The sequence below is a fragment of the Dialister succinatiphilus YIT 11850 genome, from assembly GCF_000242435.1.
GTDB classification, from domain to species: Bacteria; Bacillota; Negativicutes; order Veillonellales; family Dialisteraceae; genus Dialister; species Dialister succinatiphilus.
The window spans coordinates 117,620-132,005 of sequence record NZ_JH591190.1; the positions used below are offsets into that span (position 1 = coordinate 117,620).

A 14,386-nucleotide genomic window follows, 5' to 3' on the forward strand; every position below is an offset into this window, starting at 1 on the left:
AAAAACAGCGAGTCATATACTTCACGTACCATTTCGGCGTTTTCCCCCTTTGGTGGCTGGCGCCACCACCTTTCCCCCGCAAGCGGGGGCACTATAACCCGTGCTTACTGCAGAGCCGTTTACGAAGAGAGGCCTCGAGGTGTTTTATTCTGCCCCCTGAATAGGGGGAAGTCCGGCGCAGCCCGGATAGGGGGTGGCGAGCGCAGCGAGCCAGTCAGCAGAATGGTTATTTTGCCATATGATACTGAAAGTTAATCCCGTAACGCTGACTTTATACTATCGCCCGTAAGGGCGATACCACAACCCTCGGCCTGAAAGGCCGTCAAACTTAAGAACCCTCCGGCCCATAGGGCCGGTCAATCCTAAGAACCTTTTCCCATCATGCGGAACCTTTTGAACCTTTTCCCCTTATCATGTATAATAAAGCCATCATAGCGAGGTCTTAGTATAAAGGAGCAGTGAATCATATGCAGGGCGGCGACGCAGACGAGTTTATTGATTATCTGAATGACGGGGAGGCTTCTGTGAGGCACCGGGGGTATGTGTACCGGTTCTCAGGGCTGAAATTTCATCCCGGAAGAAATACCTACAGTATCAGTGTGGAGAAGTACCGGTTTTCCAAAGAGCCCTTTGAGGAGTTCATGGAGCTGGTCTATTACTACGAATCTGACGATGGTGATGATGTGCTGAACCATGTGACGGAAGATATTCTCTGGGACGGGAAGACCTTCTACGAGCTGGAAAAGGCACTGACCTGGATTGACTGGTAGTAAAATTTCTCTTGACTTCATGATTTCCCGATGGTATATTTAATGCAACTTCATAAAGGCAGTGAAGAGAAGAGTACATGAAATGGTCCGGCCAAGAGAGCTCCGTTGGGTGAAAGGGAGTGCGGACGGTTTGATGGAAGATGGCCTCTGAGCCTGGTGCGCTGAATGATGAAGCGGCCCGGGAGCTCCCGTTACAGAGACAGGGTATCAAGGCATAGTCCGGCGTACCTTATGAGATCGATGAAGTGATTCATTGGTGAAATTGGGTGGTAACACGGTCCTCCGTCCCTTTCGGGACGGGGGATTTTTGTTTTGTATATTTTTAACATATTATATGCAGGAGGTTTTATTATGAACTGGAAGAAAACATTAGCCCTTTCTCTGGCAGCCCTGGCAGTGGCCGGCGCCATTTCCGGCTGCGGCGGTGACAAGAAGGACGCCAAGGCTCCGGCGGAAAAGAAGGAAATCACCGTAGGCATTACACCGGGTTATTCTGAAAAGGTTATGGAATTTGTGGCCCAGGAAGCAGAAAAACAGGGCCTCAAGGTGAATATCAAGTCCTTCTCCGACTACGTGACTCCGGACCAGGCGCTGGCTGCCGGTGATATCGATCTGAACTCCTTCCAGCACGGCCCCTTCCTGGAAGCCTTCAATGAAAAGAATGGCACCAAGCTGGTTTCCATCGGAAATACCTACCTGGCACCGCTCCGCGTTTATTCCAATAAAATTACCGACATCAAAGACGTTCCCGACGGCGCCAAGGTGTCCATCCCCAATGATCCCTCCAACGGCGGCCGAGCCCTGCTTCTCCTGGACCATCAGGGCCTGCTGAAACTGAAGGAAGGAACGGACCCCACCAAGGCAGTGGTAGGCGATATTGCTGAAAATCCGAAGAACCTGCAGATTGTAGAACTGGAAGCAGCCCAGCTGCCCCGCTCCCTGGATGATGTGTCCATTTCCGTCATTAACGCAGGCTATGCGAAATCCGCCGGCCTGGATTCCAAGAAAGCCCTGGCCACCGAAGATAATACATCTCCCTATGTGAACATCATCGCTGCCAGAGAACAGGATAAGGATAACCCCACCTATCAGAAATTCGTGAAGATTTTCCAGAGCGATGCGGTGAAGAAATACATTAATGATAACTTCAGCGACGGACTGATCCCGGCATTCTGATGGACCGGAGGGTCCAAGGGTTGACAGGCCTTCGGCCTGAGGTTTGACCGGCCCTTTGGGCCCGAGGGTTTTGGTATCGCCGCTTCGCGGCGATGAGCATATGCCGCCAAAGACGGCAATAGAATGGCGCCTTTGGCGCCGTACCTCGCTAACGCAGTGATACTATATAACTACCCTGGGCGGAGCCCTCAACCTGTCCGGGAGGCGAAGCCGGTCCCGGACAGAACCCTTGGGGCCAAGGGCGTAAGCCCGGCGGCCCCATCAACCCTCACGCCCGTAAGGGCGTGTCAACCTTCGGGAATACAGCTGCCCATAACATATGACTCAAAAACATATGACTCAAAAAACAGCACCGACCGGCGCTGTTTTTTCGTGTTACAATGAAGAAAAAGGAGGTCATCATGCTTATTCCCTACGCGGCTCCGGCGGAGCCATTTCATAAAGAAACGGAAATTAAAAAATCCATTTTCATTGCCCACCTGGTGCCGGTGAATTCGGAAGAAGAAGCCCAAAAGACGCTGGAAGGCTTCCGGAAGCAGTACAAAGATGCCACCCATAACTGCTATGCCTGGCGCATTGGTACGGAAAGGGTGATGGAAAAATCGGGGGACGACGGCGAACCGTCGGGCACCGCCGGCCATCCCATGCTCCATGTGCTGCAGATGCAGAAGCTCACCAACCTTCTGGCCGTGGTGACAAGGTACTTCGGCGGCATCAAGCTGGGAGCCGGGGGACTTACCCGTGCCTACAGCTCCACTCTGGCCGATGCGGTAAAGGAAGCGCCCATCGTCCTCTACACGCCCCATGTACGCTATCGCCTGACCATACCCTACGGCGCCGTAGGAGGCTTTGAAAATTATATCAAGGATAAGGACATTATCGTCAGGAAACGGGATTTCACCGACAAGGTGGTGCTGGAATTCCTCTGCCTTCCGGAAAACGGAGAAAAACATATCCGCTTCTTCACCGACCTCACCGGCGGAAAGGCGGTGATAGAGGATATAGGGGAAGAGTATGTGAAAATGAAAAGGGAGATAGTGAACTAGTGAGCTAGTGAGCTAGTGTACTAGTGAGACAGTGGGACAGTGTGACCGCTATCCGCTATCCGCTGTCGGCTATCGGCTATCGGCTATCGGCTGTCGGCTGTCCGCTGGACGGTATTCCCGAACGCGGGAGACGTCAGACTGTCAGACATCAGACATCAGACATCAGACATCAGACATACTTTATTCCCGACAGCAAGAGGGTTCAGGCGCCTTCGGCGCCCGGGTTCTATCGTTCGTGTGCTTCGCACCGAACGATGGGTTCTGCCCGCAGAGCGGGCTGGTTTCTAGGGAAGCACTGCCTATGGCAGTGAAAACCTTCACAACCGGGCTGGCGCCCGATGGAAATGCACCCCTTTTGGTGCTGACGCACCACCTTTCCCCCGGAGGGGGAACTTTTCTTGCTGCTTAGCTCTTGGCCTCATGAGCACCACAAAGTATCATGCTGCTAAAATCTCCCCCTCCGGGGGAGACGTCGCCGCAGGCGACAGAAGGGGTGCATTTCCCATGTGGAGACCCTGCAGAGGGTCTCCAAGTCGGACGAAGTTGGTCCCTAGCCTGCACATAAAAGTACTTTCCAATAAATCGCCCGACCGATGCCGCAGGCGCGGTTTTACGGTTTTGCCGCCGACAGGCGGCATTATAAACTCATTGCCCCTAAAGGGGAAACGACTCACTACATTTTGTGCGTCGCTGACGCTCCTACAAAATGTGTTCGCTGTGCACCGCAAAGCGGCAATCCACAACCCTCGGGGCCAAAGGCCCCGTCAAACTTACGAATCCTCCGGCCCATAGGGCCGGTCAATCTTAAGAACCTTTTTCTGGGAACCTTCAGAACCCTGGACACAAAATGTCTCTCTTTTACAATTTCCCCATTGACATGGCCGCCCGAGGCGTGTATACTACTGTCTAACTAAAAAGTACCTGCATGGAACGAGACAGAAATGACGGAATCCCTTTCAGAGATCCGGTGGATGGTGAAAACCGGAAGGCGCTGTCGTTTTACTCACTCGCGAGCTTCCCGGCCGAACAGAGTAGGCCTGGCGGATGTCCCCGTTATGGATAGGCCCGACGCAATGAAAACCGTTCATTGATGCGGCAGAGTGATAAGTACAAGGTGGTACCGCGCAAGGATGCGCCCTTCAGAATTGATTTCTGATGGGCGCTTTTTGATTTCCTGCAGGGATGGTACAAATGAAGGAGTGAAGCAGTATGGAAGAGAAAAAAGGTATTTTTGGAGGGGCCCTGGGGAGGATGATTCTTCCCGGCATTATCCTGCAGTCCGTGCTCATTGGCGGCGGGTATGCCACAGGCCGTGAAATCGTGGAGTACGGCGCCAAGTTCGGTGCCATGGGCTGGCTTTCCGGGCTGGCTACATTTGTAGGATTTGCCCTGGTGGCTATTCTGTCTTTTGAACTCATCCGCCTTTATAAAGTGTATGATTTTAAATCGTTCCTGAAGGAATTAATCGGGCCCCTGTACCATGTCTTTGATCTGGTGTACCTGCTTTTCATGGTCATCATCATTGCCGTCATGTCTTCTGCCACCGGCGCGGTGGTGGAGCAGATGACCGGGCTCAATTACTGGTACGGCGTAGGTGCCATTACGGTGATTGTAGGCGTGCTCAATTACTATGGGGAAAAGATTATTTCCTATTTTGAAACTATTGGCACCGTGCTTCTTTACATCGGTTATATTTCCTTCTCCGTGCTGGTTATCAGCCATGGGGGAGCCCATATTTCCGAGGTCATGGCATCCGGCGATCATTCCTTTGTGCCCGATGCCACTGTGGGAGCTGCCCTTTGGACAGGCATTCTCTACATGGCCTATAACCTGGTGGTTTTTCCGGCATCCTTCTTCACCATCAAGGCCCAGAAGAGCCGCAAGGACACCATTATCAGCGGCATCATTGCAGGCCTGCTCATGATTATCCCCTGGTTCATGACCTACTATGCAGTCATGGCCTTCTACCCCGACAAAGCAGTGCTGGCATCGCCGGTGCCCTGGGTGGCTATGATGCAGGCGGACAATGCGCCGGGCTGGCTGCTTTTCCTCTTCAGCATCGTCATGGGCTGGACTTTGATTGAAACGGCCACCGGCATTATCCATGCCATGCTGGAACGTGTGGACAGGGGTCTTGCGGATACGGGAAGAAATCTCCTCACCCGTCAGCATCGCGGCGCGCTCACTGTCATTATCCTGGTGATTTCAGTGGCCTTCGCCAAAATCGGCATTATTGACCTCATTGCCAAAGGCTACAATGCCCTGGCCTATGCCTTCATCCTTCTCTACCTGGTGCCCCTTCTCACCGTCGGTGTTTACAAGATTATGAAGAAATCTTCCGGTAAAGAAGAAACAAAAGTAATTCCTGCAGAAATAGCCAAATAACGGCAGCAAAACGGCGCCTTTGAAAAGGCGCCGTTTTTTAGTATCGGCGGCTGCAGGGCGGGCACAAGGGTAAGAAGCAAAAATGACACAGGCCGCCGATTGGCGGTCAGGACCGCGATGGGGTGTCAAATCGGTGCTCTGCCTTGTACACCCTTTGCCTCTTCGAGGCGTTCACCCACAGGGAAGCGTGTCACTGGATTCGCGGGTCGCTTCTCTCCCCTATGAATCCAGTTCCCTTGCCACCTCAAGGGGAAACGAGAAGTATGGAGAGGAAAAACAGAGAGTCATATATTTCATGTACCATTTCGGCGTTTTCCCCCCTTGGTGCCTTACGGCACCACCTTCCCCCCGCGGAGCGGTGGGACTATGGGTACTTAGCAATGGAGCCATGTTTCTACAGGAAAGCATAGAGCGATTTATTCTGTCCCCCGGATGGGGGAAAGTCCGGCGCAGCCGGATAAGGGGGAGCCGCGCAGCGGCTAATCACCAGGATGCTAATCAAGCCCTATGACACAGAAAGGTAAATCCCGTAACGTTCTTGCGTCCCCTTTAGGGGAAGAGGACCACGAAGTGGCGAAGGGGTGGACGGTGGTAATCCTGATTATGATACTCGATGTGGACGTGACCGCCGCAGGCGGCATTATAAAATTTGCGGCGAAGCCGCCACCACAACCCTCGGGGCCAAAGGCCCCGTCAAACTTAAGAACCCTCCGGCCCATAGGGCCGTCAACTTTCCCCTCTGAACCCTCTGAACCCTCACACCGAAGGTGTGTCCAAGGGTAAGAAGCAAAAATGACACAGGCCGCCGATTGGCGGTCAGGATAGCGATGGAGCATCCTATCGGCGCTCTGCCCCGTACACCCTTTTGCCTCTTCGAGGCATTTCCCCTCAAGGGGAAACGAGAAAATAGGTGGCACTGGATATTGTGTCACATATGACACAGACAGCCAATCCCGTAACGCTGACTTTATAAACATTGCCGCGGAGCGGCAATCCACAACCCTCGGCCCGAAGGGCCGTCAAACTTAAGAACCCTCCGGCCCGAAAGGGCCGGTCCATCTTAAGAACCTTTTTCACAACCTTTTTCCACAACCCTTCTACACGACCTGCGGCGCCAGCCGCGCCCCTTTTTTATAATCTGCGCCCGAAGGGCGCCACCACAACCCTCGGCCTGAAAGGCCGTCAAACTTAAGAACCTTAAGAACCTTCGGGACGAAGTCCCGTCAACCCTCACGCCCGCAGGGTGTGTCCCATGCTCCCTATTTTATGCATAACTTCTTTAGGTACTCATAGAAAATTTCGATATCAGCGATCTAACACAATTTATACCTTGCGGGAATAGGGGTTTTGATATAGAGTATATATTAATAAACCAGTAACCTAGTATAAAGGGTACACTTATAGAACGAATGTAAATTCAGGGATAAGGGGAGATGGGTATGGCTTTACCGGCATTGCTTTTTGCGCTGCCTCTGGTGACGGCACTGATTCTTCTGGTGAACCGGAATCCGGCGGTCCGGAATACGCTGGTCCGTGTGTCGGCGCTTCTGATGGGGGTCCTTTCTGTGGCTGTAGGGGTCATGTATTTCGGACATCCTTTCAAAATCGGTGTGGATTCTCCGCTGGTGCGGCTGCTGATGATGGCTGTGGACGGCCTGGCTGCACTGACGGTGCTTTATTTCTGTGTGAAATACAAGCGCTATCTCACCGCCCTGCTGGGACTTTTCCAGTTTTTCCTGATCGTGGCCTTTGAGTTTCATGCAGGCAGCTATGCCCGGTCGGTGTGGGATTTCAATATCGACAATCTGTCCATTATCATGATTCTTATTGCCGGCATCATCGGCGGCCTCATTGCGGTGTATTCTCTGGGGTACATGGCGGTGTATCACAGGAAGCATGTGGATGTGAAGGACCGTCGCTCTTTCTTTTTCTTCGTGGTGTTCCTTTTCCTGTCAGCCATGTTCGGCCTGGTTATGTCCAATAATCTCCTGTACATGTACACTTTCTGGGAAATCACATCTCTCTGTTCTTTCCTTCTCATCGGCTATTCCGGTACCAATGAGGCCATTCATAATTCCTTCAAGGCGCTGTGGATGAATCTTCTGGGAGGCTTGGCCTTTGCCATGGCCATTGCCTATCTGGGAGAGCATTTCTATACCCTTGAAATTTCCCAGCTTCTTTCCATGGGCATGCAGGGCATGCCTGTGGAGCCGGTGGTGGCGCTTCTTGTGTTCTGCGGCTTTACGAAGTCTGCCATGATGCCTTTCTCCGGCTGGCTACTGGGGGCCATGGTGGCGCCTACGCCTACGTCGGCTCTGCTCCATTCTTCTACCATGGTGAAGGCCGGGGTGTTCCTCATTATCAAGCTGGCGCCTATTCTGGGAAATAATCATGCCGGCATTATGGCCATGCTGGTCGGGGGCATTACCTTCTTCTTTGCTTCCTGCGCCGCCATTTCCCAGTCCGACGGGAAGAAGGTGCTGGCTTATTCCACCATTTCCAACCTGGGCCTCATCGTGTGCTGCGCCGGCACCGGATCCTATGAAGCAGCCTGGACGGCGATTATGATCGTCATTTTCCATGCCGTGGCGAAGAGTCTTCTTTTCCTCACCGTGGGAACGGCAGAGCAGCAGCTGGGCAGTCGGAATCTGGAGAGCTTCGACGGCATTTTCAATTCCATGCCCCGCCTGTCTCTGTGCATGGTGATCGGTATCTGCGGCATGTTCCTGGCTCCTTTCGGCATGCTGATTTCCAAATGGGCGGCCATGAAGGCCTTCGTAGACGCAGGGCAGCCCCTGCTGCTTCTGGCGCTGGTCTATGGTTCTGCTACCACCCTGTTCTACTGGACGAAATGGCTGGGCAAGATTACCACCTATATACCGACCAATGAAAACCGGGAGAAGGGCATTCTGGGAGTGGAGTGGACGGCGCTGAAGACCCTGGCGGCTCTGACCCTGGTGGTGTGCGTTCTCTTCCCGCTGATTTCCCAGTACATGGTCATTCCTTATCTGGCTTTAATGTATAGAAATATTAATGATGTCATTGCCCAGTCCAACCTGTGGATTATGTCGGTGATGGTCTTCCTTATCATTATCCTGCCGCTGCGCTTCGGCAAGAGCAGGAGGAAGAAACAGGTCATCACGAACCTGTCCGGCGAGAACCTGGGGAGCGACGTGGCTTACCGCGGCGCTGCCGGACGGATCGTGCCGGTGCAGCTTCGGAACTGGTACCTGGAGTCCTGGTTTGGCGAAAGGCGGATGACTCTCTGGGGGTACACGGCCTGCCTGGCCTGCGTGCTCATGGAGCTGTCACTGGCAGCAGGAGGTGTGTTCCATGTCTGATTATATGATCAATGTCATCGGTGCCCTGCTGTATCTGCTGCTGGCGCCGCTTCTGGGGGGCCTCCTTTCCGGTCTGGACCGCAAGATTTCCGCCCGCATGCAGCGGCGGGTGGGGCCGCCTCTGCTGCAGCCTTTCTATGACTTCGGAAAGCTCTGGGACAAGCAGCCCATAGCCGTCAATAAGGCAGAGGGATTCTATGTATTCGGTTTCCTTCTCTTCGTCCTTCTGTCCGGCGCATTCTTCTTTGCAAGGGGCGACATTCTGCTGGTGGTCTTTACCCTGACCATGGCCAGTGTGTGCCTCATCATTGCCGCCTATGCCACCGACTCTCCCTACAGCCAGGTGGGGGCGGAAAGGGAGCTGGTGCAGACCATGGCCTATGAGCCTATGCTTCTCATGGCAGCCCTGGGTTTCTATCTGTCCGGCGGCAGTTTCAATATCCGGGAAATCATGGCTTCCGATACCATGAACATTCTGCGCATGCCCGGCATTTTCCTGGGCCTCTGCTACATTCTTCTCATCAAATTCAGAAAATCGCCCTTCGATATTTCCATGTCCCATGAAGCTCACCAGGAGCTCATCGGCGGTGTGAAGACGGAAATTTCCGGCCGTACTCTGGGTATGGTGGAAATCGCGGAGTGGTATGAAGACGTGTTCCTCCTGGGACTGGTGCTTCTCTTCTTCGTCACCTCTTCCCCCTGGACTTTGATACCGGGCCTTGTCGTATGCGGCCTGGTGTTCTTCACGGGCATTCTGGTGGATAATTCCTGCGCCCGAATGAAATGGGAGAAAATGCTGGCTTCCACCTGGCTTTTCTCGTTCCTGGCCGGATTTATTAATGTGGCCTTTCTCATGTATTTCAAATAAGGAGGAATCGTTATGGGATTTGAAAAGAAATCGCCCTGGCTCATCCATTACGACGGCTCTTCCTGCAATGGCTGCGATATCGAAGTGCTGGCCTGCCTTACGCCTTTGTACGACGTGGAGCGGTTCGGCATTGTGAATACCGGGGACCCCAAGCATGCGGATATTTTCCTCGTCACCGGCGGAGTGAATGCCCAGAATCTGCCGGTGGTGCGGCAGATTTATGACCAGATGCCGGAGCCTAAAGTTGTGATTGCCGTAGGTACCTGCGCCTGCACCGGCGGCGTTTTCCGGGAATGCTACAACATGCTTGGCGGTATGGACAAGGCCATTCCGGTGGACGTGTATGTGCCGGGCTGCGCTGCCCGGCCGGAGTCCATTATTGCCGGCGTGGTGAAGGGCCTTTCGGTGCTGGAAGAAAAGCACAGGAAATTGAAAGCCACTGGAAACCACGGCGTACCCTTGGAAAAACCGAAAGCCTTTGGCACCTATGGAGAGGAGGACAAACATGAAACAGCAGGTCATTGAAATCAGGAGTGAAGACCTTCTGGAAAGGACGGCCCGTTTTAAGAAAGAAGGCTGCCGTCTGGTGCAGATCCTCTGCACCCGGGTGGAAGAGGGCTATGAGCTTACTTATACCTTTGACAAGAACTATTTCCTCTATCATCTGCGCCTGATTGTGCCCCTTTCCGGCTCTGTCATGAGTGTCACCAGCCTTTACTGGTATGCCTTCGTCTGGGAAAATGAAATCCATGACCTCTTCGGTCTGGACATCCGTTTCATTGCGCCGGAGGTGGATTACGGCGGCCATTTCTACCATCTGGCCCAGAAGACCCCCTGGCACGACCTGTCCGGCGCCGTCCATGCCAAACGGGCGGTGAAGGTCAATCTTCGGAGCGGCCTTGGCATTGATGCTTCTGTACATAAAGATACAAAGGAGGATTGATTTCAAATGGCAGAAATAACCACAGTCCCCTTTGGCCCCCAGCATCCGGTACTGCCGGAACCGATTCATCTGGACCTGGAACTGAAGGATGAAAAGGTCGTCCGGGCCGTGCCCTCCATCGGCTATGTCCATCGCGGACTGGAAAAACTGGTGGAAAAGCGGGATTTCAAACAGTTCATCTATGTGGCGGAAAGGGTGTGCGGCATCTGTTCCTTCGGCCATGGCTGGGGCTATGCCAAAGCGGTGGAAGGCCTCATGAACATCGAGATACCGGAGCGGGCCAGCTGCCTGCGCACCATGTGGCACGAGCTTTCCCGCCTCCACAGCCACCTGCTCTGGTTCGGCCTGGCGGCAGACGCCATGGGCTTTGAAAGCCTTTTCATGAATGCCTGGCGCATCCGGGAAATCGTACTGGATATTTTTGAAGAAACCACAGGAGGCCGGGTCATTTTCTCGGTCTGCAAAATCGGAGGCGTGAGAAGGGATATTAATGACACCCAGCGGAAGGAAATCCTGGAAAAGATGAAGGAACTCCGCAAAGAAATCCAGCAGATGGCCATGGTCTTCCTCTATGACAATACCATCCAGAGCCGTCTGGAAGGGGTAGGGGTCCTTTCCATGAACGACGCCATGGATATGGGCTGCGTAGGCCCCATGGCCCGGGCCAGCGGCCTTCCTGTAGACTACCGCATGGCTGAGGATGAAGGCTTCTACAAAAAGCTCCATTTTCATCCTGTCACTGAAACCGCCGGCGACTGCCTGGCCAGGGTGAAGGTTAGGCTGGGAGAACTGACCCAGTCCATCGACCTCATCTGCGGCTGTCTGGAACTTCTTCCGGAAGGAGCCATCGAAGCACCGGTCAGAGGCCTTCCGCCGGCAGGCGAATATTTCACCAGGGTGGAACAGCCCCGGGGCGAAGCCCTTTACTACGTGAAAGGCAACGGCACAAAGAACCTGGAACGGTTCCGCCTCCGCACTCCCACCAACGTTAATCTGGCAGCCCTGGTGAAAATGCTGAAAGGCTGCGAGCTGGCCGATGTGCCCAACATTATCCTCACCATCGATCCCTGCATCAGCTGCTGTGAAAGATAAGGAGGAGTCCCATGAGTTTTCTCATTTATATGAAACAGGCCCTTTCCAACCTGTTCAAACCGCCGGTCACCACCTCCTATCCATTAAAGCCCAAAACCTTTAAGCCCCATGACCGGGGCCGGGTGATCAACGACATCAGCCGCTGCATCCTCTGCGGCCAGTGCATGCGCACCTGCCCGGCCGGTGCCATTACCGTGGACCGCACCACAGGCATATGGAAAATCAACCCCTTTGCCTGCGTCCAGTGCGCCGGCTGCGTGGAGGTATGCCCCAAGAAATGTCTCCACATGGACCCGGAAGCGGCAGCGCCGGATGTGAAGAAATCAGAAATCATCCTCCAGGTGAAGAAAGAAGACGGCGTGTCCAGAGTGCAGCGCAAGGTGGCAGCCATCAATATGGCAGAGGCCGCCATGGACGACCGGAGCCATATTGTAAACAATATTATGAAATGTATCTTCTGCGGCCAGTGCATGCGGAACTGCCCCTCCGGCGCCATTACCGTGGACCGCCGCTCCCGTACCTGGCGCATTAACCTGGAAGCCTGCGTGAACTGCGGCACCTGCATTGACAACTGTCCAAGGAAATGCCTGTCCCTGGGCTGCTACCTGGGCAATCCAAGCGAAATCACCATGAAAGGCTCCCGCCCCCCTGTAAGGCGAAGACCTTCAACGTTCGCTCCTGCGGAGAAAGAAGGGCCCCTTACATCTCCTGTCCAGACGGCAAAGCCGGAAGCTCCGGCAGAGAACCCGATGCCTGCAGTGAAAGCGGAAGAAGCCACTGTGCCGGATACCCATATCCGGATAGAAGCGGAGAAATGTTTATTCTGCGGCAAATGCGAGCATAACTGCCCGGCTGATGCCATTTCCATAGACCGGAGAAACCGCACCTGGACCATTGACCGGGAGAAATGCATCACCTGCGGCGTCTGCGCTGACGGCTGCCCCGCTCACTGCCTCACTTTGGCAGATGCCTGGGAAGCAGGGGAGAAGAAAGAAATGAAATCCACCTATCAGGGAAAAATCCTCCACCGTCCGCCCCGTCCGGCGCCGGTCAGGAAAGAAGCGCCAAAGGACGGAGAGCCCCATGCATGAATATCCGGTGACCTTGGAAATCGTCCGCATGGCGGAAAAAACAGCCCGTGAAAAAGGGGGCATTGTAAAGGCCATCCATCTGGTGGTAGGAGAGGACTCCGGTTTCATCGGAGAATCCATCCAAATGTATTTTGATGTCATTTCCGAGGGCACCCTCTGTGAGGGCGCCCTCCTCACCATTCAGGATGTGAAGCCCAAAATGAAATGCGACCGCTGCGGCTGTCTCTTTGAAAGAAAGAAATTCTCCTTTACCTGTCCCTATTGCGGAGGCGACGGCTCTCCCACGGACATAGGCAAGGAATTTTATATAGAATCTGTAGACCTGGAGGTTGATTGAATGCATATGGTGAAAGCCGGCGTCATGGAAGACATTTACGCCCACAACAATCACATTGCCGAACACGTAAGAGAATACCTCATGAAGAGGAATGTATATACCATCAACGTCATGGGGGCTCCGGGAACCGGCAAGACTACATCCCTGGAACAACTCATGAAACATATGAAATCCAAAATATACGTCATTGAAGGAGACATTGAGTCCGACATCGACACGGAACGGCTTAGAAAAGAAAATGTTACCGCCGCCCAGATCAACACCTTCGGCGCCTGCCACCTGGACGCTCCCCTGGTGCACAATGCGGTGCATACCATGGATTTCAAAGAAGGCGGCATCCTTTTCATAGAAAACGTAGGAAATCTCGTCTGCCCCGCGGAACTGAACATAGGAGAAAATATTAAAATGCTCATCGTCAGCGTAGCCGACGGCAGCGACAAGCCCTACAAATACCCCCTGGCCTTTGAAAAGGCGGATATCATCCTCCTCAACAAGACAGACCTTATGCCATACCTGGACTTCGACGAAGACTTCTTCATGAAGGGCCTCCGCCACCTGAACAAACAGGCGCCGGTATTCAAGGTCAGCGGAAAAACAGGAGAAGGATATAAAGAAGCGGCAGCATGGATTGAAGAAGCCGCCGGGAAGGGAAGATAGACCTGCGGCTGCTGCCCGCTATCCGCTATCCGCTTTCCGCGGTGGAGCCGCGCCCCCCCTTTTTTATAAAACTTGCGGCGTCAGCCACCACCACCCTTTGAACCCTCTGAACCCTCACACCGAAGGTGTGTCCAATGGTGCCCGCCGCCACCGTCATCTCGAGCGGGGCTGCATGTCGGTATGGGGCAGATGGAAAATGCTCCCATGATACTCTGAGTCGAGAGATCTCCCACCGTAATGCCGCCCGTACCATCAGAGGAGGAGATTTCTCCACTCCGCTTCGCTTCGGTCGAAATGACGGGAATGGGGGCGGCGTTTTTTATCATTCGTCCCCTTCTGAAATGACTATATGCTGCTCGTCGCCACCGTCATCTCGAGCGGAGGATTTATGAGAAGATTGTCTTGCGGTGTTTTATTCTGCCCCCTGCATAGGGGTGGCAAGGGAACACGATTCGTAAGGAAGCAAAGCGACCTGAGAATCGTGTGACACGCTTTCCCGTGGAGAAGTCCGGCACAGCCGGATAGGGGGTGGCGAACGCAGTGAGCCAATCACCAGAATGCTTATCATGCCATATGACACAGAAGGCCAATCCCGTAACGTTCTTGCGTCCCCTTTAGGGGAAGAGGGCCACGAAGTGGCGAAGGGGTGGACGGTGGTAATCCTGATTATGATACTCGAT

At 53.8% G+C, this 14,386-nt stretch carries 12 protein-coding genes and 1 other annotated feature; all 12 genes read left to right on the plus strand.

All coding sequences use genetic code 11. The annotated features are described in order from the left end of the window. The first annotated feature begins 467 nt into the window (after positions 1-467). The 12 genes from HMPREF9453_RS10655 to hypB all read left to right on the plus strand — a co-directional run bounded on the left by HMPREF9453_RS10655 (position 468) and on the right by hypB (position 13,706). Positions 468-770: a hypothetical protein gene (locus HMPREF9453_RS10655; protein WP_008860572.1), complete on the plus strand. Its 303-nt coding sequence runs from the start codon at positions 468-470 to the stop codon at positions 768-770. A gap of 351 nt (positions 771-1,121) precedes the next feature. Continuing rightward, positions 1,122-1,946, plus strand: a complete 825-nt coding sequence (locus HMPREF9453_RS10660) for a MetQ/NlpA family ABC transporter substrate-binding protein (protein WP_008860573.1) — start codon at positions 1,122-1,124, stop codon at positions 1,944-1,946. Between the two features lie 401 nt (positions 1,947-2,347). After that, positions 2,348-2,992, plus strand: a complete 645-nt coding sequence (locus tag HMPREF9453_RS10665; RefSeq protein ID WP_008860574.1) for a YigZ family protein — start codon at positions 2,348-2,350, stop codon at positions 2,990-2,992. A gap of 917 nt (positions 2,993-3,909) precedes the next feature. Continuing rightward, positions 3,910-4,135 (plus strand) — a binding site (T-box leader). Between the two features lie 66 nt (positions 4,136-4,201). Further along, positions 4,202-5,377 (plus strand): YkvI family membrane protein, encoded by a 1,176-nt coding sequence (locus HMPREF9453_RS10670; protein ID WP_008860575.1) that lies wholly within the window; start codon positions 4,202-4,204, stop codon positions 5,375-5,377. Positions 5,378-6,816: 1,439 nt separating this feature from the next. Beyond that, a complete protein-coding gene (locus HMPREF9453_RS10675) occupies positions 6,817-8,718 on the plus strand; it encodes an NADH-quinone oxidoreductase subunit 5 family protein (RefSeq protein WP_008860577.1) in 1,902 nt (633 codons plus the stop codon). Beyond that, the gene (locus HMPREF9453_RS10680; protein ID WP_008860578.1) at positions 8,711-9,586 is read left to right on the plus strand and encodes a respiratory chain complex I subunit 1 family protein; all 876 of its coding nucleotides are present in this window, start codon (positions 8,711-8,713) and stop codon (positions 9,584-9,586) included. Before HMPREF9453_RS10675 ends, HMPREF9453_RS10680 begins: the two co-directional genes overlap by 8 nt. 12 nt (positions 9,587-9,598) lie before the next feature. Further along, positions 9,599-10,111 (plus strand): NADH-quinone oxidoreductase subunit B family protein, encoded by a 513-nt coding sequence (locus tag HMPREF9453_RS10685; RefSeq protein ID WP_008860579.1) that lies wholly within the window; start codon positions 9,599-9,601, stop codon positions 10,109-10,111. Next, positions 10,092-10,529 carry an NADH-quinone oxidoreductase subunit C gene (locus HMPREF9453_RS10690; protein ID WP_008860580.1) on the plus strand — a complete coding sequence of 146 codons (438 nt, stop codon included), beginning with the start codon at positions 10,092-10,094 and terminating at the stop codon, positions 10,527-10,529. Before HMPREF9453_RS10685 ends, HMPREF9453_RS10690 begins: the two co-directional genes overlap by 20 nt. 6 nt (positions 10,530-10,535) lie before the next feature. Further along, a complete protein-coding gene (locus HMPREF9453_RS10695; protein ID WP_008860581.1) occupies positions 10,536-11,621 on the plus strand; it encodes a hydrogenase large subunit in 1,086 nt (361 codons plus the stop codon). An 11-nt stretch (positions 11,622-11,632) separates the two neighbouring features. Next, entirely contained in the window at positions 11,633-12,712 is a 1,080-nt protein-coding gene (locus HMPREF9453_RS11145; protein WP_008860582.1) for a 4Fe-4S binding protein, read from the plus strand. Then, entirely contained in the window at positions 12,705-13,049 is a 345-nt protein-coding gene (locus HMPREF9453_RS10705; protein ID WP_008860583.1) for a hydrogenase maturation nickel metallochaperone HypA/HybF, read from the plus strand. The genes HMPREF9453_RS11145 and HMPREF9453_RS10705 overlap by 8 nt, the downstream gene beginning before the upstream one ends. Further along, the gene (gene hypB, locus HMPREF9453_RS10710; protein ID WP_008860584.1) at positions 13,050-13,706 is read left to right on the plus strand and encodes a hydrogenase nickel incorporation protein HypB; all 657 of its coding nucleotides are present in this window, start codon (positions 13,050-13,052) and stop codon (positions 13,704-13,706) included. Positions 13,707-14,386 lie beyond the last annotated feature (680 nt).

Coding starts and splice junctions, on each gene's coding strand:
- HMPREF9453_RS10665 (WP_008860574.1), top strand. CDS start 2,348: ATGCTTATTCCCTACGCGGCTCCGGCGGAGCCATTTCATAAAGAAACG.
- HMPREF9453_RS10670 (WP_008860575.1), top strand. CDS start 4,202: ATGGAAGAGAAAAAAGGTATTTTTGGAGGGGCCCTGGGGAGGATGATT.
- HMPREF9453_RS10675 (WP_008860577.1), top strand. CDS start 6,817: ATGGCTTTACCGGCATTGCTTTTTGCGCTGCCTCTGGTGACGGCACTG.
- HMPREF9453_RS10655 (WP_008860572.1), top strand. CDS start 468: ATGCAGGGCGGCGACGCAGACGAGTTTATTGATTATCTGAATGACGGG.
- HMPREF9453_RS10680 (WP_008860578.1), top strand. CDS start 8,711: ATGTCTGATTATATGATCAATGTCATCGGTGCCCTGCTGTATCTGCTG.
- hypB (WP_008860584.1), top strand. CDS start 13,050: ATGCATATGGTGAAAGCCGGCGTCATGGAAGACATTTACGCCCACAAC.
- HMPREF9453_RS10705 (WP_008860583.1), top strand. CDS start 12,705: ATGCATGAATATCCGGTGACCTTGGAAATCGTCCGCATGGCGGAAAAA.
- HMPREF9453_RS10695 (WP_008860581.1), top strand. CDS start 10,536: ATGGCAGAAATAACCACAGTCCCCTTTGGCCCCCAGCATCCGGTACTG.
- HMPREF9453_RS10690 (WP_008860580.1), top strand. CDS start 10,092: ATGAAACAGCAGGTCATTGAAATCAGGAGTGAAGACCTTCTGGAAAGG.
- HMPREF9453_RS11145 (WP_008860582.1), top strand. CDS start 11,633: ATGAGTTTTCTCATTTATATGAAACAGGCCCTTTCCAACCTGTTCAAA.
- HMPREF9453_RS10685 (WP_008860579.1), top strand. CDS start 9,599: ATGGGATTTGAAAAGAAATCGCCCTGGCTCATCCATTACGACGGCTCT.
- HMPREF9453_RS10660 (WP_008860573.1), top strand. CDS start 1,122: ATGAACTGGAAGAAAACATTAGCCCTTTCTCTGGCAGCCCTGGCAGTG.